Source organism: Bradyrhizobium sp. Pha-3, assembly GCF_042258325.1.
GTDB lineage: Bacteria > Pseudomonadota > Alphaproteobacteria > Rhizobiales > Xanthobacteraceae > Bradyrhizobium > Bradyrhizobium elkanii.
Genome location: NZ_CP170151.1, coordinates 894,407 through 918,864 on the forward strand (window position 1 = coordinate 894,407; position 24,458 = coordinate 918,864).

General features: G+C 64.1%; 23 protein-coding genes. 8 read left to right on the plus strand and 15 right to left on the minus strand.

The window, feature by feature from the left end; translation table 11 throughout:
- Positions 1-17: 17 nt before the first annotated feature.
- Entirely contained in the window at positions 18-242 is a 225-nt protein-coding gene (locus ACE10X_RS04270; RefSeq protein ID WP_014498594.1) for a hypothetical protein, read from the plus strand.
- A complete protein-coding gene (locus ACE10X_RS04275; RefSeq protein ID WP_011090898.1) occupies positions 239-2,728 on the plus strand; it encodes an AAA family ATPase in 2,490 nt (829 codons plus the stop codon). Before ACE10X_RS04270 ends, ACE10X_RS04275 begins: the two co-directional genes overlap by 4 nt.
- A gap of 90 nt (positions 2,729-2,818) precedes the next feature.
- Here ACE10X_RS04275 and ACE10X_RS04280 read toward each other — a convergent pair whose 3' ends face one another.
- The 4 genes from ACE10X_RS04280 to ACE10X_RS04295 form a co-directional block, all read right to left on the minus strand.
- A complete protein-coding gene (locus ACE10X_RS04280) occupies positions 2,819-4,015 on the minus strand; it encodes a hypothetical protein (protein WP_225163673.1) in 1,197 nt (398 codons plus the stop codon).
- 58 nt (positions 4,016-4,073) lie between these two features.
- Positions 4,074-5,417 (minus strand): YhcG family protein, encoded by a 1,344-nt coding sequence (locus ACE10X_RS04285; protein WP_014498593.1) that lies wholly within the window; start codon positions 5,415-5,417, stop codon positions 4,074-4,076.
- Positions 5,414-6,655 carry a site-specific integrase gene (locus ACE10X_RS04290; RefSeq protein ID WP_011090895.1) on the minus strand — a complete coding sequence of 414 codons (1,242 nt, stop codon included), beginning with the start codon at positions 6,653-6,655 and terminating at the stop codon, positions 5,414-5,416. The genes ACE10X_RS04285 and ACE10X_RS04290 overlap by 4 nt, the downstream gene beginning before the upstream one ends.
- Before the next feature lie 157 nt (positions 6,656-6,812).
- Complete coding sequence (locus ACE10X_RS04295) at positions 6,813-7,424, minus strand: RadC family protein (RefSeq protein WP_038385039.1); 612 nt, start codon at positions 7,422-7,424, stop codon at positions 6,813-6,815.
- Between the two features lie 137 nt (positions 7,425-7,561).
- Here ACE10X_RS04295 and ACE10X_RS04300 point away from each other — a divergent pair, with 137 nt between their 5' ends.
- Positions 7,562-8,281: a DNA-3-methyladenine glycosylase I gene (locus tag ACE10X_RS04300; RefSeq protein WP_038385038.1), complete on the plus strand. Its 720-nt coding sequence runs from the start codon at positions 7,562-7,564 to the stop codon at positions 8,279-8,281.
- A gap of 47 nt (positions 8,282-8,328) precedes the next feature.
- Here ACE10X_RS04300 and map read toward each other — a convergent pair whose 3' ends face one another.
- Both map and ACE10X_RS04310 read right to left on the minus strand, forming a co-directional pair.
- Positions 8,329-9,153: a type I methionyl aminopeptidase gene (gene map, locus ACE10X_RS04305; protein WP_016844429.1), complete on the minus strand. Its 825-nt coding sequence runs from the start codon at positions 9,151-9,153 to the stop codon at positions 8,329-8,331.
- A gap of 167 nt (positions 9,154-9,320) precedes the next feature.
- The gene (locus tag ACE10X_RS04310) at positions 9,321-10,637 is read right to left on the minus strand and encodes a mechanosensitive ion channel family protein (RefSeq protein ID WP_028340442.1); all 1,317 of its coding nucleotides are present in this window, start codon (positions 10,635-10,637) and stop codon (positions 9,321-9,323) included.
- Between the two features lie 217 nt (positions 10,638-10,854).
- Here ACE10X_RS04310 and ACE10X_RS04315 point away from each other — a divergent pair, with 217 nt between their 5' ends.
- Positions 10,855-12,648, plus strand: a complete 1,794-nt coding sequence (locus ACE10X_RS04315) for a potassium/proton antiporter (protein WP_038385036.1) — start codon at positions 10,855-10,857, stop codon at positions 12,646-12,648.
- Positions 12,649-12,657: 9 nt separating this feature from the next.
- Here the strand turns inward: ACE10X_RS04315 and ACE10X_RS04320 are convergent, their stop codons facing one another.
- The 6 genes from ACE10X_RS04320 to mepA all read right to left on the minus strand — a co-directional run bounded on the left by ACE10X_RS04320 (position 12,658) and on the right by mepA (position 18,208).
- Positions 12,658-13,902, minus strand: coding sequence for a hypothetical protein (locus tag ACE10X_RS04320; protein WP_304557455.1), 1,245 nt, complete (start codon positions 13,900-13,902; stop codon positions 12,658-12,660).
- 93 nt (positions 13,903-13,995) lie between these two features.
- Entirely contained in the window at positions 13,996-14,667 is a 672-nt protein-coding gene (modC, locus tag ACE10X_RS04325; protein WP_304557456.1) for a molybdenum ABC transporter ATP-binding protein, read from the minus strand.
- Positions 14,668-14,770: 103 nt separating this feature from the next.
- A complete protein-coding gene (gene modB, locus ACE10X_RS04330) occupies positions 14,771-15,466 on the minus strand; it encodes a molybdate ABC transporter permease subunit (protein ID WP_038385027.1) in 696 nt (231 codons plus the stop codon).
- Between the two features lie 163 nt (positions 15,467-15,629).
- The gene (gene modA, locus ACE10X_RS04335; protein WP_038385032.1) at positions 15,630-16,415 is read right to left on the minus strand and encodes a molybdate ABC transporter substrate-binding protein; all 786 of its coding nucleotides are present in this window, start codon (positions 16,413-16,415) and stop codon (positions 15,630-15,632) included.
- Between the two features lie 190 nt (positions 16,416-16,605).
- Positions 16,606-17,115, minus strand: coding sequence for a hypothetical protein (locus ACE10X_RS04340; RefSeq protein ID WP_375764048.1), 510 nt, complete (start codon positions 17,113-17,115; stop codon positions 16,606-16,608).
- Between the two features lie 130 nt (positions 17,116-17,245).
- Positions 17,246-18,208, minus strand: a complete 963-nt coding sequence (gene mepA / locus ACE10X_RS04345; RefSeq protein ID WP_038385025.1) for a penicillin-insensitive murein endopeptidase — start codon at positions 18,206-18,208, stop codon at positions 17,246-17,248.
- Between the two features lie 252 nt (positions 18,209-18,460).
- Here mepA and ACE10X_RS04350 point away from each other — a divergent pair, with 252 nt between their 5' ends.
- Positions 18,461-18,841, plus strand: a complete 381-nt coding sequence (locus ACE10X_RS04350; RefSeq protein WP_016843321.1) for a L,D-transpeptidase — start codon at positions 18,461-18,463, stop codon at positions 18,839-18,841.
- Positions 18,842-19,195: 354 nt separating this feature from the next.
- Positions 19,196-21,397 (plus strand): putative bifunctional diguanylate cyclase/phosphodiesterase, encoded by a 2,202-nt coding sequence (locus ACE10X_RS04355; RefSeq protein ID WP_375764565.1) that lies wholly within the window; start codon positions 19,196-19,198, stop codon positions 21,395-21,397.
- 115 nt (positions 21,398-21,512) lie between these two features.
- Here ACE10X_RS04355 and ACE10X_RS04360 read toward each other — a convergent pair whose 3' ends face one another.
- The 3 genes from ACE10X_RS04360 to ACE10X_RS04370 are packed head-to-tail and all read right to left on the minus strand — an operon-like array spanning position 21,513 to position 23,395.
- A complete protein-coding gene (locus ACE10X_RS04360; protein WP_375764049.1) occupies positions 21,513-21,962 on the minus strand; it encodes a DUF1801 domain-containing protein in 450 nt (149 codons plus the stop codon).
- 33 nt (positions 21,963-21,995) lie between these two features.
- A complete protein-coding gene (locus tag ACE10X_RS04365; RefSeq protein ID WP_038385023.1) occupies positions 21,996-22,778 on the minus strand; it encodes a sulfite exporter TauE/SafE family protein in 783 nt (260 codons plus the stop codon).
- 11 nt (positions 22,779-22,789) lie between these two features.
- Positions 22,790-23,395 (minus strand): TetR/AcrR family transcriptional regulator, encoded by a 606-nt coding sequence (locus ACE10X_RS04370; RefSeq protein WP_038385030.1) that lies wholly within the window; start codon positions 23,393-23,395, stop codon positions 22,790-22,792.
- Between the two features lie 105 nt (positions 23,396-23,500).
- On the opposite strand from ACE10X_RS04370, the gene ACE10X_RS04375 reads away from it, so the two are divergent.
- Positions 23,501-24,130, plus strand: coding sequence for a sterol desaturase family protein (locus ACE10X_RS04375; RefSeq protein ID WP_276325857.1), 630 nt, complete (start codon positions 23,501-23,503; stop codon positions 24,128-24,130).
- A 17-nt stretch (positions 24,131-24,147) separates the two neighbouring features.
- Positions 24,148-24,318 (plus strand): sterol desaturase family protein, encoded by a 171-nt coding sequence (locus tag ACE10X_RS04380; RefSeq protein WP_276325858.1) that lies wholly within the window; start codon positions 24,148-24,150, stop codon positions 24,316-24,318.
- Positions 24,319-24,458 lie beyond the last annotated feature (140 nt).

Genomic DNA, 24,458 nt, shown 5'->3' on the forward strand with positions numbered 1-24,458 from the left:
GGAAGTCGGGGGAGCGTATGAAGTTTAAGCTGGAAAATACTTTCGAGGACAATCTCGCTTTGTTTAGGGCCGAGGCTGTACAGATCGATCCCGAATGCGCGAAGATCCTCTTCGACAATTTGCATCTGCTGGATTCGGGAGGTGACACCGCGCCAAGCCGGGCAACAATCGGCGAGTTTCATAAGGCGGTACTGGATGCGCTTGATGGCATGTCCATCCCTCTGGGCGAGGACAAGGCATGACGCGGTATTTCCTGGGCAGCCTGTCCATCGAGGGTTTTCGTGGGATCAATAATGACGGTGACCCGCTCGTCCTCAAGTTCAAATCTGACGCCGTCAACTCGGTGCATGCGCCGAACGGCGTCGGTAAAAGCTCCATATTCGAAGCCGTTTGCTTCGCGATCCACGGCATTGTCCCGCGCCTGAAGGCGCTCCAGGAAGCCGAGCAGGGCGACAGCTATATCGTGAATCGCTTCCATCCCGGGCAGCAAGCGACGGTTGATCTGATATTCGCCAGCGATGACGCCTCGCCAGATGTGGCGATCAAGGTGGTGCGGGCTGCCAACGGTGCGCGCCTAGTGACTTCGCCGAGCGGTCATGCCGACCCGCAGCAGTTCCTCGCGAGCCTGCAGGAGGATTTCGTCCTCGTCGACTATAATCGGTTCGCAAAGCTCATCGATATCTCCGCCTTGGAGCGGGGACGTTCTTTCGCATCGCTCGTGGGACTGAGCCGATACTCCCGGCTACGTCAGGCTCTGGACGGCGCCAAGCGAACGCAGAACGTCAACAGTGATCTGGGCCTCTCCGCGCTTGATGCCGAGGTGACCACAGGCGCGCGCGCGTTGAGTGCGATCGAGCGGCGTGTCATTGCGGCGCATGACGAGGTCGCCGGAGCGGGAAGCGCCGCCGTCGATAAACTCTCCGATCTGAAGGCGGCGGTAACCGCCGCCTTATCCGCCATCGCCTTGCTCAAGCCATTGATCGGCGAGGCCTCGGTAATGGATCTCGATTTCGAAGCGGCAGAGTTGGCGATCGAGAAACAGGAAGGCGGCGAAGCGCGAAAGACGCTGGACACGCTAACGACCTCCGCCACGTCGCTGGCGGGGCTTGAGGTCACGGTAGAGGAATTGGCCGACGTTGATCGGCTGCTCGAGTTGGCCGGAAGAAGAGACGAGGCCGTGCGCAGCGTCGGCGCGGAAGCATTGCACGCCCTTTTGCGCGATGCGCTGGCTGTGGTGTCCGGCTCCGATTGGCACGACCCGAATCAATGCCCAGTTTGCGAGGCGAAAGGTAGTGATGCTCTAAAGCCGCGGCTGGAAGGCAAGATCGCTAAATACGATGTAGCCGCTCAGCTCGGGGCCGAACTCATCAACGATGTCGCCACAGCGCCTGGGATCGCGAAGCTACGCAAGCTTGAAGAGGCGCCGGCCATGGCGATCGCGACGGGTGATCGCTTGCACGTAGCGTTCGATTTGGCCGCCAAGAAGGGGGATTTGGCGACCTCCGACCTGGAGATCATCAAGGCGCGCCTCGGGGTTCTTGAAACGCAGCGTGGCGAAACTCTTGCTCGGGTGCGAGGTGAGGCCGACGCGTTGCAGGCGCGCTTGCCTCCCTCATTGGTGCAGGTAACCCGCATCCTCAGCTTCGCAAAGCAGTTCCGCGATGCCGTGCTGGAATACGAGAGCGGCGAGCCGGTGCTCAAGGTGAAACAGGACAAGCTCAAGGTTCTGAATCGCTGGAAGACATTCATCACGCGCGCCGGCCAAAGCTTTGCTGATGCCGAAGCCGAACTGGCCAACGAGCGGATTGGCGAGATTCAGACCGCTTGTCAGGATCTGTTCGGCCGGTTCGTGCGAGGCGGTCCCGATGTGAAGCCGACCCTGAGCCGCGCGCAGAACAGCGAAAACGTTGATCTAAAGCTCGCGGACTTCTTCGGCCTACAGGACCTCAGTGCCCGGGCTCTACTCTCGGAAAGCTATCGGAACGCTGTGGCGGCTGCGATTTTCTTCGCGGCCGCGACCAAGCACAGCGGTGTTCCGCGCTTCATGGTGCTCGACGACGTGACATCGAGCTTTGACGCTGGTCACCAGTTCGCGTTGATGGACGCCGTGCGGACGTTGCTACGCTATGGCGCTGTGCCGGACGGGCTGCAGTTCATTTTCCTGAGCCATGACACCAGCCTGGAGAAGTACTTCGACAAGCTCAATGGCACTGCGGATTGGCATCACCAGAAGCTCCAAGGCATGCCTCCAAAGGGGCGGCTCATGGTATCGGCCCAGGAGGCGGATCGTCTCAAGGCGCAGGCGTTGCAGCACCTGAATGCTGGCCAGATCGATATTGGTGCGCCGATCCTGCGGCAATATCTCGAATACAAGCTGGGACAGATTATCGCCAAGTTGGAGATCCCTGTTCCACCGGACTATGCCACCCGTGGTGACAAGCGGACGCTTTCGACCTACATCGACGCAATCGGCGAGGCCGTGAAGCTTTATCATGCGGCCAATCGGTGTGTGCTGACGCCTCAGCAGATCGCCGATCTCCAAAACCATCATGTGCCATCGATCGTTGGGAATTTCGTCAGCCACTACGAGACCGGCGCGGGGACGCCTTTCAACGCCTACGCCTTGCTGGGGGTGTTGCAGAGCATTGATAGTCTCGCGGACTGCTTTACCTACGTTGATCCGAGTAACGGACAGAAGCGATACTATCGCCGGTTAGATCGCCGTTAAGCGACTCACGGAGGCTACGCGACAATCTCGCGATCAAGCAACAACAGGGCCGAAGGCCCTGGCGTTGCGCGTGCAGGGAGTTGCCGCAAGCTAGTCGAAGTGTGGGTCGGGATAGCGCTCTTCGATGACGTAGCGCATGACATTCCACCAGACGTTCTCGATCGTGTAGTCCATCGGTTTGATTTTGCGTGGGACCCACTCGCCGAGCGAGCTTGCCATGCGGACATGCCCGGGGGTCTTGATTTCCGGTTCCCTCTCGGCGGCCGTGCCCGATTTGACCGACAGCTCAATGACGTTGAGCGTATCCCGATCATATTCAATGATCGCCTGGAGGAAGCTGCCCTTATCGGTTAGCGGATGAGCGGCTGTATGGGATACAAGAGCCACTTGCAGTTTATCGCCCATTGCGATGTAAGGCTCTAGCAGTCCGTCTGTCTGGAGGCCTTGGCGCCAGCGGTCGTGGGTGTCGAGGGCGTCTGGAAAATCGCCCCAGTTGAAGTCTCCCCGGCCGCCGAAGGTGATCTTGCCGTAACCATCGACATGGTAACGCAGCGCGTCCATCAGCTCGAGCGCTCGACGCGGGTCTTTTTCTGTAAGGACCGCGTCGATGGCTCCCAACACCTCCTCCATGTCGAAAACGATCTTTCTGAGCTCCTCTTTTTGCTCAACAAACATCTTCGGGATTTCACCGACGGGGTTCGGAAGCGGAAGTGTCCAAGGAAAGTCGATGTCGTCTTCGCTGAAGCGCCGATAGGGAATGTTGAGCTTGTCCAGGAAGGCGGCCGACTGGTAGTAGGTCTGGCTCTTCAAGCTATGCTCGATCTGATCGAGTGCGAGCTTACGGGCATTAATTCTAAAAGTGCCTTGGAGCGCAGTCGTGCCGACGACGTAGCTTTCCGGTGAATGGGTGCTGCTGATGGATAGCGTGTTGACGATTTGCCGGGCCGACAGCAGGTACATCTCGCCGTCGTCCTCCCGGCCGACGTGAAGAAGCGCGAAGAAGCCTTCGAGCGGCATTCCTTTGTCGTCAACCACGTAGCTTTTGGGAATGTAGTGCGTTGTGCGGCGATCCTGAAAATATTTTGCCTGTATCACTCCGACGCGCGGCGGGACTCTATCGGTAAATCGCTGCGTGGTGGTGCGTCGCTGTATGAGAAAATCGGCCCCGTCGGTATCTACGCTCCGCTCGAGAACCCAGAACCGGTCGATGAGAAAAGAACGCGTACGCGCTTCTCCGACGGCGCCGTTCTCCATAATTTTGAGCCACGTCGGCCAGCTGTCTTCCACGAGATTGTCCTGTGCTTTCTGGGGTTTTGTCGGTGTCGGATTTGCCGCGAAAAGCACCTTACTCGTCTGTATTCAGTTTCTGGAGTTCCCCAAGGAAGATCGTGCCGATTTCGACGGCGCGTTCAGCGGTCTCCGGGTCCACATCCATGCCATGCGTAGCTTCGTTCATGGTGTGGAGGGCGTCGAGCATCTGCTCTGTGCTACTTGGCACCGATCCATTTCGATGCAGATCACGGAGCATTTTCATGATGCCGGTCGGCCGGTCGAAAGCGACGCCTCGCTTGTCCGCGAGATCGCGTACCGCGCGCTCGATTTCGATGCGTAGCTTGACCACGGACATCAGTGGAAATTCTCGCGCGAACTCCGCGGCCGTCGGGAGGGCATCCTCGAGTTGTGGCGGCAACGCAGCCGAGAGCTGATACTGGGCGACCCCCATCGGTTTGCTGGAGTCTCGCAACGCGTATTCCACGATCACCTCGTTGCGCCCTTTGCACAAGATGATGCCGATGGTCGGTTTGTCGTCGGGATGGCGCAATTGCTCGTCCACGGCCGAGAGGTAAAAGTTCATCTTTCCCGCAAATTCGGGTTTGAAGTCTTCGATCTTCAGCTCGATCACCACGAAGCAGCGAAGACGCAGATGATAGAAAAGAAGGTCCAAGTAGTAATCCTGCCCGCCGACTTCGAGGTGATATTGGCTGCCGACGAATGCGAAGCCCTTGCCGAGCTCGAGGATGAGTGAACGCAGATGCTCGACCAAACCACGCTCGAGGTCGCGCTCCAGCATGTCTGGGCCAAGCGAGAGGAAGTCGAACGTGTAGGGGTCTTTGAGGATTTGTTGGGCAAGCTCGGACTGCTCTGCGGGCAGGGTTCGCGAGAAATTGGTGAGGGCGCTTCCTTGCCGGGCAAAAAGCTTGCTTTCGATCTGATGGACAAGAACGTTACGACTCCAGCCGTGTTCAATTGCCTGCCGCGCGTACCAGGTGCGCTCTTCCTGCGTTTTGACGGCGTCGAGCAAACGGACGTTATGCCCCCATGGCAATAGTGCAACAACCTGTTGCACAAATTCGCCGTTGGGCCAGGCCTCGGCGAACGAGCGCATGTATTTCAGATTCCGGGGCGATAAACCGGTCATTTCCGGGAAAGCCAGGCGAAGATCGCCAGCCAGACGGTCGACCACCCGGGCACCCCAACCTTCGCGCTCCTGCCGTTCCAGGATGTCGCGCCCGATCGTCCAGTAGAGCGTCACTAGCTCGCGGTTGATCGACAAGCTGGCTCGGTGGCGTGCCGCCGCGATCTTCTGCTTCAGATCCCCGACGAACGCCGTGTAGCTTTGCGCGTCCACTTCGCCAGCGGAACCGAGCGCATCGCTGCGGCGAGGGGGCTTTCGCGGCCGCGAGCTCATGCGGCCTCTTTCAGTCGCTTCTTCGCCAGCATGGCGCGCACGAATTTGTCCCATTTCGCCATGCCAGCGCGTTTCTCGATCATATAGTGCCAGCGGTCGTAGTGCTTGGAGCTGACATCCTGTAGCGCGTGGTTCTGGAGGCGATCGCGGATTTCCTTCGACACGCCTGCCTTGCCGGCGAGCGTCTTGAACGTGCGCCGGAGATCGCGGTTTGTCGCATATGGAATCACGCCGCGATCTCGCTGCCGCCAAACAAAGCTATAAAGAGTGCCGTGGCTGACAGGCTTCGAGGGGTCCTTGGCGGAGGGGAAGAACCAGCCATACTCGTTCGGCTTGATCTTTTCGATCAGCTCGGCGGCAAGCAATGGCACTGGGACAGCGTGCGGCTGGAGGTTCTTGGTCTTCGACCAGTCGATGATTCGCTCACTGGCGTCCCATTGATTGACATGAAACCGCGCGATCTCCTCGACGCGCTGCCCTGTCAGCATGATGAGTTGCACCGCGCGGGGATAGGAGGGGTGGACCGGCGTGTCGGGGCTCTCCAGCCAGCGATAGAGTTGCACAAACTCGTCTTCGTCAAGCCAGCGCGTGCCCTGGATCTTAGGCTCGGTAGGAATGCCGGTTGCCGGATTGAAAGGGAGTCGAAAGCGTCTGGAAGACTGCTGCCGATAGTCGTTGTCAGACTTCATGCCCCAGCTAAAGGCGGCATGGAGATAGGAGCGCACATGGTCGGCCATTGATTTGGCACCGCGCTCGTAGATCGGGCGGATCAGCTCGATGATTTCCTCGGCCTCGATCTCGCGAGCGAGGCGGTTGCGTCCGAGCGTGTCGGCGATCTTGTTAAGGCCTTTTTCCGTTTCCTTCCAGGACGGCTTGCTCGCATCCTTGAGCGCGGCGACATAGCCTTCGAACAGATCAGCGACGGTGCCGGGGCGCGTGTCGGTAGCGATCTTGATGCTGCGACCCTTCTGGATGACGTCGGCGAAGTCGCGTTTGAATATTTCGCGTGCCTGGGCGAGCGATATGGAGGGATAAGCCCCGAGCTTCTTCTTGGTCCGCTTCCCATCGCGCCATTGCTGCGCCATCCAGTCGGCGGTGACGCGCTTCGGCATGGGCTTGAGGACAAGCACGAGGCGGCCGGTGCCGCGCCCTTCACCGTCGGCGAGATTTTCCTGTTTCTGACTTAGCTCCACCCGCTTCAACGCATGTCGGATCGCGGTGTCGGTCAGGCTTGGCATGGCGTTTCCTCCTGTGCCGCAACTGGGATCGGTCGAGGAGAAACGGGGATCGTTTGCTGGGATCGGAAAGCCGCTTTCAACCCCTCTTACCGCTCCCAATTTGCCATAGCCGCCCCCTGTGTGCAATGAAGAAAAAATCGGATATATCGTTGATGATTCATCGGTATTGAACGTGATCCAACGTGATCATAGGGTGGGTAGTGGGGTGGTTGTGCACCAGGATCAGCGCGGTGGCGGACAATTCCAGCGCGCGCTTGATCACCTCGCGCGGATAGACCGGGGTGTGATCGACGGTGCCGGTCTGCTGCACCTCGTCGGCGATCAGCTGGTTGCGCTTGTCGAGGAACAACAGGCGGAACTGCTCCTTGTCGGCGAACGCCATGCCGGTGCGGCAATAGTCGATGACGTCGTTCCAGGACGACAGCGCGATGTTGCGCCTGATCTCGCCCTTGGCGATCCGGCCGGCGGCGGCGGCGAGCAGCTTGATCTGGTTGATCGAGGCATCCCTGACGCCCTCGACCTCGCGCAGCCGCGCCACCGGCGCGTGCACCACCTCGGCGAAGGAGCCGAACTTCTTCAAGAGCGCCTTGGCCAACGGCTTGGTGTCGCGGCGCGGGATCGCGGCGAACAGCGCCATTTCCAATAGCTCGTAGTCGGTCAGCGCGTCGGGCCCGGCCGCATAGAAGCGCTCGCGCAGCCGCTCGCGATGGCCGTGATAATGTGGCGTCTCGCTGGCTTCGTCGTCGCTGGTATCGGGCTTGGCGGGCATCGGCCACAACCATGCCGTGCCTGCCGCATTTTGCAAGGGCCGATGCCGGAGGGGCGATGCCGTTCCGGTTTGCCACGACGCGACCGGCGAATTACCGTCGGCTGCAACGGTTTGAGAGCAAAGAGGGGGAGGGCGGCGTGACATCATTCAAGGTGATCCGCTCGCGCGCCGAGAAGCGCAAGGGCGGGCCGAAGGCGCTGGAGAAGCTGCTGCGGCCGCCGGCGGGCGCCAAGGCGCTGGCAAAGCTCGGCGACGACCGCGTGCTGGCCGAGATGACCAGGCGCGTGTTCTGCGCGGGCTTTGCCTGGAGCGTGATCGACGCCAAATGGCCGGGCTTCGAGGAGGCGTTTCTCGACTTTCAGCCCGCCAAGCTCGCCTTCAAGCCCGACGAATTCTGGGAGAAGCTCGTCAGCGACGCCAGGATCGTGCGCAACGGCGCCAAGATCATGTCGGTGCGCGACAACGGCCGCTTCGTGCAGGAGATCGCGCGCGAGCACGGCAGCTTCGGCAAATTCCTTAGCGCCTGGCCGTCATCGGATGAGGTCGGACTGCTGGAGCTGTTGGCCAAGCGCGGCAGCCGGCTCGGCGGCAACACCGGACAGATGCTGCTGCGCTTCCTCGGTTGGGACGGCTTCGTCACCTCGCGCGACGTCGTCGCCTGCCTGCGCGATGCCGGCCTCGATATCGCCGAGGAGGTCAAGTCGAAGCGCGATCTCGCCAAGGTGCAGGCGCAGTTCAACGCCTGGGCGGAGGAGACCGGGCTGTCCTATCTGCATCTGTCGCGGATCTGCGCGATGTCGATCGGAGAGAACCATACGCCCGAGGAGATCGTCGAGCGCACGCGGAGCGACTACTGAACTTGCCGAGGATGACTGGACCTGGATCCGATTACACCTGAACCCGACTACACCTGCACCCAGGGCTTCTCGCCATGGCGTTCGGACAGCGTGAAGATCTCGACGCCGTCGGCGGTGACGCCGACCGAGTGCTCGAACTGTGCCGACAGCGAGCGGTCGCGGGTCACCGCGGTCCAGCCGTCGGACAGGATCTTCACATGCGGCTTGCCGAGATTGATCATCGGCTCGATGGTGAAGAACATGCCGGGCTTCAAGGGCGCGCCCTCGCCGGGGCGGCCGATATGGATGATGTTCGGCTCGTCGTGGAACAGGCGGCCGAGGCCGTGGCCGCAGAAGTCGCGCACCACGCTCATGCCCTGCGGTTCGACATAGCTCTGGATGGCATGGCCGATATCGCCGGTGGTGGCGCCGGGCTTCACCGCGGCGATGCCGCGCATCATCGCCTCATAGGTCACCTCGATCAGCCGCTCGGCCTTCCGCGCGATGGCGCCGATCGCATACATGCGGCTGGAATCGCCGTACCAGCCGTCGACGATAAAGGTGACGTCGACATTGACGATGTCGCCTTCCTTCAGCGGCCGGTCGCCCGGCATGCCGTGGCAGACCACGTGATTGATCGAGGTGCAGGTCGAGTAGCGATAGCCGCGATACATCAGCGTCGCCGGATAGGCGCCGTGGTCGAAGGCGAACTTGCGGACGAACTCGTCGATGACGGAAGTCGGGATGCCCGGCTTGACGATGTCGGTGAGCGCGTCGAGGCATTTCGACACCAGGGCGCCCGCCTTGCGCATGCCAGCGAAGCCGCTCGGTCCGTGCAGCTTGATCTGGCCGGTCTTGCGAAGCGAGGTGTCGGTGGCGTCGATATAGCTCATGGGCGGGCTGTTTCTGCGGACAAGGGGCTGATTTCAGGCCCTAATTTAATGATCGGCGCGCCCGGCGCAAGCCAAGCTTGGGCATGGGGACATGTCCAAACGGCTTGATTTCCGGGCACAATCCGGAACAGCGGCCACCGGTCCTGCAAAAAGATTGTGCTCGAGGGTCAGTTGGAGACCTCGACCACGCTCTCGACCGGCAGCGCGCCGCCGCGGATGCGGAGTTCCCGTACCGGGTAGGGCACCCGGATGCCCTGCTGCTTGAAGGCGTCCCACAGCGCTAGCATGACGTCGCTCTTCACATTGTCCATGCCATCGGGGTCGGCGATCCAGAAGGTCAGCGAGAACTTCATGCCGAGCTCGGCGAATTCGGTGAGGATGCAGTTCGGCGGCTTGCCCTTGAGCGCGCGAGCGTGGGCCGCGGCGGTATCGATCGCGAGCTTGCAGACCAGCCTTGGATCGGCGTCGTAGTTGACGGCGAAAGCGATCTTCACCAGCGTATTCTTGTCGGTGTAGGTCCAGTTGGTGACCTTCTGCGTCACCAGGTCCTCGTTCGGGATCAGGAACTCGCGGCCGTCGCCGGCGGCGACCGAGATGTAGCGGGTTTTCATCGCGCTGATGCGGCCCTGGCTGTCGCCGATGGTGACGAGGTCGCCCGGCTTCACCGACTTGTCGACCAGCAGAATGATACCCGAGATGAAGTTGGCGACGATCTTCTGCAGGCCGAAACCGATGCCGACGCCGACGGCGCCGGACAGCACCGCCAGCGCTGACAGATTGATCCCGACCGCGCTCAGGGCAATGGCGACCGCGACCACCATCAGGCCGATGCGAATGATCTTGACCAACAACACCTGGATCGACGGGGTCAGGTCGGTCGAGCGGGTGATCTGGCCGTCGATGAAATTGCTGGCGATATTGCTCAGCCACAGCGCCACGATCAGCAACGCGCCGGCCTTGATCAGCAGCAGCGGCGTCAGCCGCAGACCGCCCACCACGACGGCGAACGAATCCAGCGTCTCGGCGGCCCAGTCGAGCTGGCCGATGATGCTGAGGGCGGCAACCACCCAGGCCGCGATCGAGACCAGCTTGACGATGAAGGCGTTGTCGATCACCGAGGTGACGAGGCGGATCACCAGCCAGGCCAGCGCCAGCTTGGCGGAGACCGCGATCAGATAGCTGCGGCTCGGCCAGGTCGCGTGCCACATCACGATGCGCGAGATGATCATCAGGACCGCGAACACGGCGGTCGAGGCGCTCTTCACCATCACGCGAGCGAAGTGCCGGAGCGGCAGCGGCCAGCGCATCGCCAGCGACGCCATGTCGACCCGCGCATGTATGGCGGTGTCGGCGGCGTAGGCGAGGCCCGCGGCGGCGAGGATGATGCCGAACTGCAGATAGAACCAGGGCGAGGCGACCTCGGCGCCAACCGAGCGCGCCGCCATTTGGATCGATTCCAGGACGTCCTTCAGGCTCATGTCCATCGGCAAAATTCTCAACTTGCAGTGCGGGTCAGCCAAATGTGATTCGAATGCCCAGCGAGAATCCCACAAAGGCGCTCACGCGACCATCGATACAACACAGTGTCGGGGCGACCTAGGGCTGACCGGGCACATTGCCGCTCATGTCAGAAATCGGTTGGCGTCCCAGTGTGGCGACGATAAGGATGCAATTGCAAGTATTTGAGACCTCCGAAGACGCATGGCATCCCTCGACTCCGTCAGTATAGCGATCCTGCTCGGCGCGGTGCTGGTGATGGCCGGCATCCTGTCGAGCCTGCTGGCCTTGCGGTTCGGCGCCCCCTTGCTGCTGGTGTTCTTGCTGGTCGGCATGCTGGCGGGCGATTCCGGCCCCGGCCGGCTGCAGTTCGACGACGTCCGCACCACCTATCTGGTCGGCTCGGTGGCGCTGGCGCTGATCCTGTTCGACGGCGGATTGAAGACGCGGTTTGCCAGCATCCGCACCGTGCTGGTGCCCTCGATGGTGCTGGCGACCGCCGGCGTGCTGTTGACCGCGCTGATCACGGCGCCGGTCGCCCGCTTTGTGCTCGACCTCAACTGGACCGAGTCATTGCTGGTCGGCGCCGTCGTGGCATCGACCGACGCGGCTGCCGTGTTCCTGCTGGTGCACACCCAGGGCCTGCGCCTGCGCCCGCGCGTCGGCGCGACGCTGGAAGCGGAATCCGGCACCAACGATCCGTTCGCGATCTTCCTCACTTTGATGCTGGTCGAGTTCATCTCGATCGGCCAGAGCTCGGCCTCGCACATCGCGCTGGAGTTCATCCAGGAGGCCGTGTTCGGCGCTATCATCGGGGTGATCGGCGGCCGGCTGGTGGTGATCGCGCTGAATTATGTCGCGCTGCCGCAGGGCCTGCATGCGCCGTTCGTCACCACAGCGGCGCTGGTGATTTTCGGCGGCTCGCAGATCGTGCATGCCTCGGGATTCCTCGCGGTCTATCTCGCCGGTATCATCATCGGCAACCGGCCGACCCGCGCGCATAATTCGGTGGTGACCTTCCTCGACGCCGCGACCTGGCTGGCGCAGATCGTGATGTTCGTGCTGCTCGGCCTCCTGGTCTCGCCGCATCGCCTGCTCTCCAGCGCCGGGGGCGCCGTACTGGTGGCGTTCGCGCTGATGCTGGTGGCGCGGCCGCTGGCGGTTCTGATCTGCCTCGCACCGTTCAAGTTCAACTGGCGGGAGAAGGTCTTCATCGCCTGGACCGGGCTGCGCGGCGCGGTCGCGATCTTCCTCGCCTCGATCCCGATGCTGGTCGGGCTGTCGAAGGCCTATCTCTATTTCGACGTCGCCTTCGTCGTCGTCATCATCTCGCTGCTGCTGCAGGGCTGGACGCTGGCGCCGGCGGCGCGGCGGCTGCATGTCGCGTTGCCACGCGCCGAACGCGGCCCGCGCCGCGTCGAGCTCGATTTGCCCGGCCAACTCGAGCAGCAGCTGGTCGGCTATCCGGTGCGGCCGAAGAGCCTGTATTTCCGCCGCGGGCTGATCCCGTCCTGGTCGAAGCCGACGCTGGTGATCCGCGACGAGCGGATCCTGACGCCGACCGAGGCCGATCCGGTCGCGCCCGGCGACTACATCTACCTGCTGGCGCCGCCGGAGCGCGCCGAGGCGCTCGACCGCTTCTTCGTCGACATGGCGCCGTCGAGCGCGCCCGATCCGCATCTGCTCGGCGACTTCATGGTGTCGGCGGAGCATACGCTCGGCGAACTCGCCGAGATCTACGGCGTCAAGGTCGACGAGCACCAGGCCAAGCTGACGCTCGCGGACTATTTCGACGTCAATCTCGACCGCGCGCCGAAGGAAGGGGCCGAACTGGCGCTCGACGAGATCGTGCTGGTGGCGCGCAGCATCAGCGGCGGCCGCGTCAACGTCGTCGGCCTGCGCCTGCCGGAGGAAGAGGAAAAGGTCGCGCCGCAAACGCGGATGCAGATGGTCAAGCGCAAGCTCGCCGATATCTGGGCGTCGGTGGCGGGCGTCTGAGCCGCGCCGTTACGTCTTGCGCAGGAAGTTCGAATCCGGGGCGAACTTCTTGATCATGTCGGACAGCCCGTCGTCCGGCGGACCGGATGGGCCCTTGGACGCTGCGTCCGGCTTGGTCTCGCTCTTGATTTTCTGACCGGAAATCTCGGCCAGCGCCGCGAGTAGCGTCTCGTCGAGATGATCGGCAGGTGTCTTCGCAGGTGGTGTCTTCGCAGGTGGTGCCGGTGGTGGAGGGGCAGGCGCGACGCTACCAATCTCGGGCTCGCGTTTCGCCGGCGACGGCGCGGGCTGCAGCGCCGGCTTGGGGGCGTCCTTGGCGTCCGCCCGCCGGACGGCGGCCTCGCTGACGGCGGCGATCAGCGATGCTTCGAGATCGGCGGGCGTCTCGGCCGGCATCGGCGGCGGTGCCGCTGGCATTGGCGGCGGCGAGGCTGGCACCGGCGGCGGCTCCGCGGGCTTCGCGTCCCGGGGTGCGCGACCGAATAGCGGTTGCCGCTGGCCCGCCGCCTGCGGCCGGCTGTCGGTTGTCTCGCCGGGCTCCTTGTTAAGCGCCTTGTTTATCTCCTTGGCAGGCTTGAAGAGACCCGCACGTTCGGCGGCGATCCTGGCGGAAGCCTCCTCGACCGTGGCGAGCAGGGACGCTTCCAGCGCATCGGCGGAATTGCTCGGCGCAGTCGCCGGCTTGGCGGCAGGGGCGGTCAGCGGCTTCGGCGCTGGCGGGGGCGGCAACGGCGGTGGCCGAGATGCTTCGACTGGTGCGGGCGGCGGCGGGATCGGCTGACCGTCCCGGGCACGCGCGATGATGCGGTCGACGATCGCCCCCAGGCGGCCCTTGTCGGGGGCGGCCAGATAGCTCGCCGCCAGCTCGTCGACATATTGCGGGCCGTAATCGGCGAGCACATTAGCGATTTGGGCGAGGTCAGGATCGCTGTCGACCAGCCGCCGCCACGCCTCGCGGTCGTAGGGCGCGTCGTTGTTCCTGTCGGGCCAGGCCACCCGGCGCGGCTGACGCTGCCCGGTATCCTGGCCTGCGACCGGGTCGAGGGTCGGCGGCTGCAGCCCGTCGCTGAGATGAGGCGGGGTAAATCCCGAGACGCCGGCCGGCACGGCAGCATCGGCCGGACGCCGGCGCCGCTCGTCGACCTGCAGCGCGATCAGGCCGACGCCCATCAGCAGGAAGCCGAGCGCGGCCCACGAAATCGTGGCGCACAGCAGCCCGCCGATCAGCAGCAACACCCAGCCAGTCAGTCGCACAGTTCACCCTTCCCCATGCCCGATCGGACGTCCCGACGCGGGCCTAGCAGACAAGATAGGCTATCTTATGCCGACTTTCGGAAAAACGGCCAGCTACCCGCCCGCCGTCAGCACCTTGACACCGCCGAAGGCGGTCACCTGGCCGCGGCGCAGCATCACGATCTGGGTGGCGAGCTGGCGCAGCTCGGCGGCGTCATGGCTGACATAGACCATCGGAACGCCGGCTTCGTCGCGCAGCCGGACCAGGTAGGGCAGGATCTCGAGCTTACGGCTTTCGTCGAGCGCGCCCAGCGGCTCGTCGAGCAGCAGCAGCCGCGGCTTGGACAGCAGCGCCCGGCCGAGCGCGACGCGCTGGCGCTCGCCGCCGGAGAGCTTTCCGGGACGGCGGTCGAGCAGGGCGCCGATGTCGAGCAGGTCGACGACGCGCCTGTGTTGCGCGGGATCCTCGGTGAGGCCGTTCATGCGGCGGCCGTAGTCGAGGTTCTGCCCGACGTCGAGATGCGGAAACAGCCGCGCGTCCTGGAACACGTAACCGATGCGGCGGCGCCAGGTCGGGACGTGGATGCCGGTCGCGGTATCGTCGACGGTCTCGCCGTCGATCACGATGGTGCCGCGGTCAGGACGCAACAGCCCCGCGATGGTGTTGATCAGCGAGGTCTTGCCGGAGCCGGACGCGCCGAACAGGCCGGTGACGCGGCCCTCGCTGCTGAACGAGGCCGCAAGCGAGAACTCGCCGAGCTGCTTGGTGATGTCGACGCGCAGCATGGCTAAAGCGCGATGAGATTGAGTTGAATCGTCATCGCGCTTTAGCTCCTTGTTTGAGCATGATCTCTTCGGAAAACCGCTTCACACTTTTCCGGATCATGCTCTATTGCCCATGCAGGCGCGCGGTGGCGCGCCGCGCGAACACTTCAGCCGCAACCAGTGCGCCGACCGCGAGCACGATCGAGATGATCACGAGCCGCGCGGCGGCGGTGTCGCCATCCGGCGTCTGGATCAGCGAATAGATCGCCGACGAAATGGTCTGGGTCTCGCCGGGAATGTTGGAGACGAAGGTGATGGTCGCGCCGAACTCGCCGATCGCCTTGGCAAAACCGAGCACCATGCCGGCCAGCACGCCCGGCAGCGCCAGCGGCAGCGTCACCGTCGCGAACACCCGCCAGGGCGCGGCGCCGAGTGTCTCGGCCGCCTGCTCGAGGCGGCGGTCGACCGCCTCGATCGAGAGACGGATCGGCCGAACCAGAAGCGGAAACGACATCACGCCGCAGGCGAGCGCAGCGCCGGTCCAGCGGAAAGCGAACACGATGCCGAGATGGTCGGCCAGCCAGCCGCCGACCAGGCCGCGCTTGCCGAAGGTCAGCAGCAGCAAATAGCCCGTGACGACGGGCGGCAGCACCAGCGGCAGATGCACGGCGGCATCGAGCAGCGACTTGCCCCAGAAATCGCGCCGCGCCAGCAGCCAGGCGAGCGCGATGCCGAACGGGGTCGCCACCAGTGTTGCGATGACGGCGACCCGCAGCGACAGCAGGATCGCCGTCCATTCGGCCGGCGAGATCTCAAACACTAGCGTCTGTTCCCGAAGTTCGTATGCAAGTGCGGCTCCTCAGTTACGAACTTCGGGAACAGACACTAGTAAGAGTCAATAGGCCAGTGCCGCTGGTCGATTTGACGTTCCTCACGGTACGTGCGGCTATCACTGGAGGAACGTCAAATCGGCGGCGCTGGGCTTACGTCGTCGGGCTGATCAGGAACTTGAAGCCGTACTTCTCGAGGATCGTCTTCGCCGTCGAGGAGCGCAGGAAGGCGAGATAGTCGGCGGTCTCGCCCTTCGCGGTCGTGGTCGCTGCGACCGGATAGATGATGGCGGGATGGGTGTCGGCCGGGAAGGTGCCGACGATCTTGACGCCCGGCTCGACCTTGGCGTCGGTCGAGTAGACGATGCCGAGCACGGCTTCGCCGCGCGCCACGAGAGTCAACGCCGCGCGCACGCTCTCGGCCATCGCGAATTTTGGCTCGGCCGCCTGCCAGGCGCCGAGCTTCTCCAGCGCGGCCTTGGCGTATTTGCCGACCGGCACGGCCTTGACGTCGCCGGTTGCGATCCTGCCGTCGCCGGCGAGCTTGGCGAGATCGAAGCCGGGTCCGATGTTGACGTTGTCGATCTTGGAATCCTTCGGCGCGATCAGCACGATCGAGTTGCCGAGCAGGTTCACCCGCGTCGGCTCATTGATGTTCTTCTGCTTGATCGCATAGTCCATCCAGTCGGTATCGGCGGAGACGAACACGTCGGCCGGCGCGCCCTGCTCGATCTGTTTTGCCAGTGCCGAACTCGCGGCATAGCTGGCGGTGATCTTGACGCCGGTCTTGGCGGTATAGGCTGCGTCGATGTCGTCGAGCGCGTTCTTCATCGACGCGGCGGCAAAGACGGTGAGCGTCTTGTCCTCGGCGCTCGCGGGCGAATGCAGCGTGCCGAGCAGGATGACGAAAGCGGTGAAAAGTCCGGCAAGTCGTGACATGGAAAGCGCTCCGTGCGAGTTCACGCGCGAACCGGCGCGCAAATCAGGCGTTGGGTGAGGTCTGGCCTGCGACGGACGGAAGCGCTGTTCCGCTGGTCCCCGACGGACTTACGGTCCTCAGGAATATCGCACTGCAAACATAGCAGACTGAGGCTTGCGGTAAAGGCGACCCTTTGACTAACGGATCGTCCTATTCATCCGCCGGCTGGATCGCGACCGACAGCGAGTTCTCTTTTGAGCCGCTGACCTGCAGCACGAAGGGGCTGGCGGCGAGGTCATATTTCATGGTCTTGCGGATACCGTCGCAATCGGTCGCGCCGCTGAACGCCTTGGGCTTCAGGAAATGCCCGTCCTGTACCAGGTCGACCCAGGCCCCGGCCGACAGGCTGACGGTATAGAGCCCGGCCTTCGGCGCGGCCTTGAAGCTGGTGAAGCCGGCGAAGGTGCCCTCCTTCGGCGCGCGCTTCGGCGGGGTCGGCAATTTGGCGTCGCCGGGGGCCACCAGCGCCAGCGTGATCGCGGTCGTCGGCAGCGCCGTCTGCTCGCTTCCCGATACGACCTTGGCACGATCGGGCGCGGTCAGCGCGGCGCGTGCGCGCTCGATCGACCATTTGAACTTGTCACAGCCGCTCGGCTCCTCCGCCGCGAAAGCGGGAGCCGAGACGAGCAGCAGCGATGCGGCGAGGAGCGATTTGCGCATGTCTGGTCCATTCATGATGACGGATGAATAGATCAGCGGCCCCGATCCATCGCCCGAACGCGCTTACGGCGCGACGGCACGAGATCATATCGCAGTTCGAGCCGGCCGGCATAGCCGCCTGACGAAGATGTTATTGCCCTGGCAGCTGCTGTTTGGCGTCGGGGGCGTTCAGCACCGTCCTGCAGTCAGCCGGCATCTGCGCCAGCGTCATCGGCGGGCGGGGTTTCGGCGGCTTCGGCGGCGGCTTCGGGTGCAGCACCGAATCCTTGAACCAGAAGGCGAGATCGGACGGCTTGCAGCCTTCGCCCTCCGCTTGCGGCTTCTGTCCCTCGCAGCGAGGGCTGCCGGCCGGACATCGCATGCGAATGTGGAAGTGGTAGTCGTGGCCCCACCACGGCCGGATCTTCGACAGCCAGCCGCGATCGCCCTTGGCCTCGCGGCACAGCGCCTTCTTGATCGCGGGATTGACGAAGATGCGCTGCACCGCCGGCTCCCGCGCCGCGTCGCGGATGACGAGCACGTGGCCCGGCGTGAAGACGCGTGGATCGATGTCGAGCCGGTCGTCGCGCACCATCATCACCGCCGACATCTCCTCGCGGTCCTCGCGCGACAATTTGCGATCGGGCATCGGCGTCAGCCAGATATCGGCGTCGAGTCCGATCTGGTGGCTGGCGTGACCGGAGAGCGCGGGGCCGCCGCGCGGCTGGCCGATATCGCCGACCAGGATACCCGGCCAGCCGGCGTCCTTGTGCGCGTTGGCCGCCAGCCGCTTCAGCAGCGCGATCATGTTGGGGTGACCCCAGTAGCGGTTGCGCGACAACCGCATCACCTGCCAGGTGTCGCCGTTGAGCGGCATCTGCGCGGCGCCGGCGAGACAACCCTTGGTGTAGCCGCCGATCGACCGGGTCGGCAGCGCCGCCGGCAGCACCTTGCGCGCGAACAGCTGCTTCGCCCCGATCTTTGGATCGTCAGGGTTGGCGAGCGGCGGCAGCGGCTGCGGATTGAGCGAGCCCCTGTCCTGCGCCCGCGCGGAGATGGTGCAGGCGACGAGGGCTAAGATCAGGAGTGGGAACAGACGCAGGCGGGGTGTCATTCGGATCACTCTGTCGGCGCAAGGCTAGCATGGATTCGGAGCAGGCGGACCGCGCTTTCATCCCATTCGCTTGATCGCCCACAGGGTGGATTAAGATTACCCGCGGCTTCCAGGCTCCGATGTGAGCCACGCCACTTTACAAGCGCACGTTGTGGGCGACATCATGTCCGCAATAATTTCAGGGTAGGCGTTATTGTGACGAGCGTATCGTGCGTACGGCCGGCATTTGCCGCCGCGATAGCTGCGTCGATATTGGCGCTCTCCCCGGCGCGGGCCGACGTCGTCGTTCACATCGATAAATCATCGCAGCGCATGGCGGTCAGCGTCGACGGCGCGAGACGCTACAACTGGCCCGTGTCGACCGGCCGCCGCGGCTATGGCACGCCGAGTGGAGTGTTCCGTCCGCAGATGCTGGCGCGCCGCTGGTACTCGAAGAAGTACTATAACTCGCCGATGCCGCATTCGATCTTCTTCCATGGCGGGTTTGCCATCCATGGAACATACGAACTCACGCGCCTTGGCGGGCCGGCCTCGCATGGCTGCGTGCGCCTGCATCCCTCGCACGCCGCAATGCTCTATGGATTGGTCGAGCGCAATGGCCGCGGCGGCACGCGGATCGAGATCACCAACTAAAGGCATGATCCGGCAAAATGCGAAGGCCTAGGCGCACCGCGGCTTAACCGCGCGATAACCCTGTCGCACGCTGACAAACATTGGTGCGCTTGAAGCGTCTTCGGCGCATTCATTGTGCAATCGCGCGCCGGTTTACGTTTCCTTCACCAAGCGCCGGCGCTTCCATGCTGCGAATCTGTGCCGTGCGCCGCTGGCGCGCCGGAAGCAAACTCGCGCCCGGCGTGAATTCGCCTGCAAAGCAGGCATGCAAGGGCTTCTCGGGCAGCGCAGCTACTCGCCAAGAGATACCAATTTTTCAGAGACTTATCGCAGATATATCGCCGAACTGGAATGCGCGTGGGGCGTGCGATACCGATGATGCGGCCGAAGAAAAACACCAAGAAACCGAACCAGGCCAAACTGTCCCGGCCTCGGGGCCGCCGGCCCGCACCGATGCCGAAAGTGTCGGGCAGATCGCGCCGCCCCGCGGTCGAGATCGGCGAACTGGTGCGCCAGCGCGCGCAGGCCGAGGCCGCGATCGCCGAGGCGCGCAAATCCAACGCGCGGCTGCGTGAGGCGATCGACATTCTGCCGCAGGGCATCGTGTTCCTCGATCCCGAAGGCCGCTACACGCTCTGGAACAAGAAATACTCGGAAATCTACAAGCGCAGCTCCGATCTGTTCGAGCACGGCGCGCGCCTGGAAGACACCATCCGCGTCGGCGTCGCGCGCGGCGACTATCCCGAGGCTGCCGGCCGCGAGGAGGAGTGGATCGCCGAGCGGCTCAAGAAGATGTACCAGCCGGGCGAGCGGCACGAGCAGGTGCTGGCCGACGGCCGTGTGGTGCTGATCGAGGAGCGGCTGACCTCGGATGGCGGCATCGTCGGCCTACGCGTCGACATCACCGAACTGAAGCAGCGCGAGGCGTCGTTCCGCCTGCTGTTCGACGGCAATCCGGTGCCGATGATCCTGTGCGCGCTCGATGGCGAGCGGATCCTCGCCGTCAACGACGCCGCGATCGCGCATTACGGCTACGTCCGCGCCGAATTCGAGCGGATGACGATCAGGAGCCTGCAGGCGTTCGATGCCGAGCTGCCTTGGGCGGCGGGTCGCAGCAGCGACGAGCAGGCGGCGCGGACCTGGAAGCATGTGCGCGCCGACGGCACGTTGATCGACCTTGCAATCTATTCGCGCCAGCTGATGCATGGCGACCAGCCGGCGATGCTGCTCGCGCTGATGGACATCACGGAACGCAAGCGCGCCGAGGCGCGGCTCGCCTTCATGGCCCAGCACGACAGCCTGACCGGCCTGCCCAACCGCAATCTGTTGCGCCAGCAGATGGACGAGATGCTGCAGCACACCCGCCGCTCCACCGACAAGGTCGCGGTGCTGATGCTGGGCCTCGACAATTTCAAGGCGGTCAACGAGACGCTCGGTCACGGCATCGGCGACAAGCTGCTGCGCGCGGTCGCAAAGCGCCTGCGCTCGACGCTGCGCGAGGAAGATGCGCTGGCCCGTCTCAACTCCGATGAGTTCACCATCGTGCAGGGCGGCGTGATGCGGCCCGAGGACGCGGTGCTGCTGGCGCGGCGGATTTTGGACGCGATCGGCGAGCCCTATCTGCTCGAGGGGCATTCGGTGGTGATCGGCGCCAGCATCGGGATCGCGATGTCGCCCGGCGACGGCGAGGATTCCGAAAAGCTCCTGAAGAGCGCCGACATGGCCTTGTCGCGCGCCAAGAGCGAATTCCGCGGCACCTTCTCCTTCTTCGAGGCGGAGATGGACGCGCGCGCCCAAAGCCGCCGCAAGATCGAGATCGACCTGCGCGATGCGATCCAGAACGAAGGCCTGCGGCCCTATTACCAGCCGCTGGTCGATCTTGCGACCGGGCGCATTACCGGCTTCGAGGCGCTGGTGCGCTGGCCGCATCCGGAGCGCGGCATGATCTCGCCGGGCGAGTTCATCCCGGTGGCCGAGGAGACCGGGTTGATCAATCCGCTGGGCGCGCTGATGCTGCATCGCGCCTGCATGGACGCGGCGCAATGGCCTGACGACGTGCGCGTCGCAGTTAATCTGTCGCCGCTGCAATTCCGTACCGGCAATCTGCTGGCGCTGGTCACCGACGCGCTGCGGCAATCCGGCCTGCCGGCGCGGCGGCTTGAGCTTGAGATCACCGAGACGCTGCTGCTTGAGAAGAGCAGCCAGGTTCTGGCGACGCTGCATGCCTTGCGTGCGCTCGGGGTGCGAATGTCGATGGACGATTTCGGCACCGGCTATTCGAGCCTCAGCTATCTGCGCAGCTTTCCGTTCGACAAGATCAAGATCGACCAGTCGTTCGTGCGCGACCTCGGCGCGAACCCCGACGCGCAGGCGATCGTGCGTTCGATCGTCAGTCTCGGCATCGGGCTCGGCGTCACCATCACCGCCGAGGGCGTCGAGACCGAGGCGGAGCTGAGCTGCCTGCGCGCCGAAGGCTGCCACGAGGGCCAGGGCTTTCTGTTCAGCCGCGCCCGGCCGAACGCCGAGGTCATCAGCCTGCTGAAAGCGCAGTGCGTCGCGACGGCGCTGGTGGCGTAGGCTGGACCGTTGCAACAGCGTCATTGCGAGGAGCGAAGCGACGAAGCAATCCATCGTCCCGCATACGCTGAAGCATGGATTGCTTCGCTTCGCTCGCAATGACGATGAACAGATATCAGCGGTCGGCTTTCTGCCTCAAATGATAAGTCAGCGCCAGCGCCACGCAGTGGCGCAGCGCGGGCTCCGGCAGCTTGCCCGCGACATCGAGCAGGATGGCGCGGTTGCCGCTGTAGCTGAGCTCGGGATAGAGCTCGCGGAAGGTCTCGACCAGATTGGTCTGGCAGTGGAAGTAGACCGCGACCCGGTCGGCGGCCGGCTTCACCTGATCGATCCGGACCGTGCTGCCGCTGCCGGTCTCAGGCGTGAGGTAGCTCGGCTGACCCCATTTCAACGTTTCTTCCAGCGCGCCGACGCCTTTGGTCGCCTTCGCGGTCTCGAAGATCAGGCGCCGCAGCGCCAGCAGCCTGGCCTTGACCGGGGCAGGGTAGGCGTCGAACAACGCAGCTGCCGGTTTCGCGTGCGACCGTGATGCCGCCTTGCTGGTCGATGTTGCCGGCTTGCGCATGTGGGCTCCGCGAGGAGGACGTGCCACGTCTATCTACCACAGCGCCTTGAAGGTCATATAGACCGCCATCAGCGAGACGAAGACGATCATCGCGCGGCGCAACCGCGCGCGGTCGATGCGGTTGGCGGCGCGGGCGCCGAGATCGGTGCCGGCCAGCAGGCCGGCGATCACGCCCGCCAGCACCGGCCAGGACGCCAGCGAGCCCTCGCTCCAATAGATCCAGGCCGAGGGGATCGTGGTCGGGATCAGCGACATCACGAGGCTGGCCATCTGCGCCTGATGCTGCGGCATGCCGAGCACGGCGCTCAGTCCGACCACGGTCGCCAGTCCGCCGCCGATGCCGAGAAAGCCCGACGACAGGCCTGCCAGCAGCCCGACTACGAGCAGCGCCGGCCAGGATATTTCGCGCGCGGTGACTTTGTCGTCGTGCTTCGCCTGATCGCGTCCGCCGCGCAGGATCAGCATCGCGTCGAGCACGACGAGATAGGCCACATAGGTCCAGCGCAGCGCGGGCTCGGCGACATGGTTGGCGGCGAGTGCGCCGGCCGCGCCGCCGGCGACGAAGCCGACTGTCAGCAGCGCGATCCAGCGCAATCGCGTGCGGTTGCCGTTCTGCCAATAGCGCCGGATCCCGGTGAGGCTGGTCGGCGGCACCTGCGCGACCAGCGAGATGCCCTGCGCGACATGCTGCCCGGCGCCGAGCAGCAGCACCGAGAACACGACCAGTCCGCCGCCGGGGCTGACGCCGAGCAGCCCGGCGGTGAGGCCGCCGGCAAGGCCTGTGGCGATGCCGGCGAGGAGGTCGTGGACAATCACCGCATCCCCCGTCAGCGCCTGGCGGCAAGGCCGGCGAGGAAGATGTCGAAGGCGTGCATCGCCTCCGCGGTCGAGACGGTCTCGCCCCACAGCCGTTGCAGCACGATGCCCTGGAACATCGCGACCATCGCCCGCGCCGCACCGCGCGGCTGCACGTGAGGATCGATCGCGCCGCTCTTCTGGCCGCGCCGCAGCAGGTCCACGATCAGGGCGATCGGCTGACGGATACCGCTCACCACCTGGTGGCGAACCACGTCGTCGCGCAGTGCCTCCGCCCAGAGCTGCAACGCGACGCGGCGGGTGCGCAGGCCTTCTTCCTTCTGCAGGTCGCCGAGAAAGGCGCGGGCGATCGACCGAAGGCTCTGCAACACATCGTCCGATGGATCCTTGAGCGCCAGCAGCGCGCTGTCGCGGCCATGGCGGCTTTCGCCGATCGCCTGGATCAGCTCCACCTTGCCGGTGAAATGCCCATAGATGCAGCCGGCGCTGAGCCCGGACTGCTTGATCACGTCCTGGATCGTGGTCTGGTGAAATCCCTGGCGGGCAAAGCAGATTTCTGCCGCCTGCAGGATCTCCTCGCGGCGGATCGCCAGCGTTTCGGGTTTCACCTTCGGCATTGTCGGGTCCTTGTCAGATCGCAGCCGGCCGATGCGGCCGGCTTGACGATCATTCGTTGTCATTATAAAGAACGAATATTCGTTTTGTAAAGAGGAGACTTCGGCATGATCGGCTTTGCAAAGCTTCTGTGGCATCCGGGCGCGGCTGAGATTGCTCACGTCGAGCTACCGTCGACCGGCGCGCGCATCGCGTTCCTGCTCGCGTCGTTCGCCATCGTGCTGCTGTTCGAGGCTGCGTTTCCGCTGTTCAGCTGTGGCCGCAGCGACCGGCTGCGCAATATCGGCCGTAACGCCGCCATCACCGTGATATTCGTCGGCGTGAACCTGCTGCTCAGCCCGCTGTCGCCGCTGGCCGCGCAATGGACGCTGGATGCGAAATTCGGCCTGTCCTGGTGGCTCGGCCTGTCACCCCCGAGCCAGCTGCTGCTTGGGATCGTGGGGCTCGACCTGTTCGCCTATTTCGCCCACGTCTCCATGCACAAGCTCGGCTGGATGTGGCGCTTCCATCGCATGCACCATGCCGACCGCTTCGTCGACGTCACGACTGCGTTCCGCGAACATCCCGGCGAGACGCTGTGGCGGATCGGTTGGCACATCGCCGGCGTGGTGGTGTTCGGAACGCCGGCCTGGGTGCTGGTCAGCTATCTGACGCTGTCGGCGCTGAACGCCCAGTTCGAGCACGCCAATATCCGCCTGCCGAGCGGCTCGACCGCTGGCTGCGGCTCGTCTTCGTGACGCCGAACATGCACAAGATGCATCATTCGCGTCATCAGCCGGAGACCGACAGCAATTATTCCAACCTGCTCTCGATCTGGGACCGGCTCGGCGGCACCTATAATCGCGGTCTCCGCGCTTCGCGGAGCTGCGCTATGGCCTCGACGGCTTTGATGATCCCGAGAAGCAGTCGCTGCGCGGACTGCTGAAGATGCCGTTCATGCGCGATTGGGGGGCGGTCAGGGTCCGCGCCGGACAAGACGGATCGATCCGCTCCGCCGTCCATTTTGCCGTGGCCATGATCGCGGCCTGGTCCTGCTGCGTCATAGCTCCGAGGCGTATGCTTTCT

Bases quoted from the DNA above. Each gene is read 5' to 3' on its own strand.
- ACE10X_RS04270 (WP_014498594.1), top strand. From the start codon at position 18: ATGAAGTTTAAGCTGGAAAATACTTTCGAGGACAATCTCGCTTTGTTT.
- ACE10X_RS04275 (WP_011090898.1), top strand. From the start codon at position 239: ATGACGCGGTATTTCCTGGGCAGCCTGTCCATCGAGGGTTTTCGTGGG.
- ACE10X_RS04285 (WP_014498593.1), bottom strand. From the start codon at position 5,417: ATGAGCTCGCGGCCGCGAAAGCCCCCTCGCCGCAGCGATGCGCTCGGT.
- ACE10X_RS04290 (WP_011090895.1), bottom strand. From the start codon at position 6,655: ATGCCAAGCCTGACCGACACCGCGATCCGACATGCGTTGAAGCGGGTG.
- ACE10X_RS04295 (WP_038385039.1), bottom strand. From the start codon at position 7,424: ATGCCCGCCAAGCCCGATACCAGCGACGACGAAGCCAGCGAGACGCCA.
- map (WP_016844429.1), bottom strand. From the start codon at position 9,153: ATGAGCTATATCGACGCCACCGACACCTCGCTTCGCAAGACCGGCCAG.
- ACE10X_RS04310 (WP_028340442.1), bottom strand. From the start codon at position 10,637: ATGGACATGAGCCTGAAGGACGTCCTGGAATCGATCCAAATGGCGGCG.
- ACE10X_RS04315 (WP_038385036.1), top strand. From the start codon at position 10,855: ATGGCATCCCTCGACTCCGTCAGTATAGCGATCCTGCTCGGCGCGGTG.
- modC (WP_304557456.1), bottom strand. From the start codon at position 14,667: ATGCTGCGCGTCGACATCACCAAGCAGCTCGGCGAGTTCTCGCTTGCG.
- modA (WP_038385032.1), bottom strand. From the start codon at position 16,415: ATGTCACGACTTGCCGGACTTTTCACCGCTTTCGTCATCCTGCTCGGC.
- ACE10X_RS04340 (WP_375764048.1), bottom strand. From the start codon at position 17,115: ATGCGCAAATCGCTCCTCGCCGCATCGCTGCTGCTCGTCTCGGCTCCC.
- mepA (WP_038385025.1), bottom strand. From the start codon at position 18,208: ATGACACCCCGCCTGCGTCTGTTCCCACTCCTGATCTTAGCCCTCGTC.
- ACE10X_RS04355 (WP_375764565.1), top strand. From the start codon at position 19,196: ATGATGCGGCCGAAGAAAAACACCAAGAAACCGAACCAGGCCAAACTG.
- ACE10X_RS04360 (WP_375764049.1), bottom strand. From the start codon at position 21,962: ATGCGCAAGCCGGCAACATCGACCAGCAAGGCGGCATCACGGTCGCAC.
- ACE10X_RS04370 (WP_038385030.1), bottom strand. From the start codon at position 23,395: ATGCCGAAGGTGAAACCCGAAACGCTGGCGATCCGCCGCGAGGAGATC.
- ACE10X_RS04375 (WP_276325857.1), top strand. From the start codon at position 23,501: ATGATCGGCTTTGCAAAGCTTCTGTGGCATCCGGGCGCGGCTGAGATT.
- ACE10X_RS04380 (WP_276325858.1), top strand. From the start codon at position 24,148: ATGCATCATTCGCGTCATCAGCCGGAGACCGACAGCAATTATTCCAAC.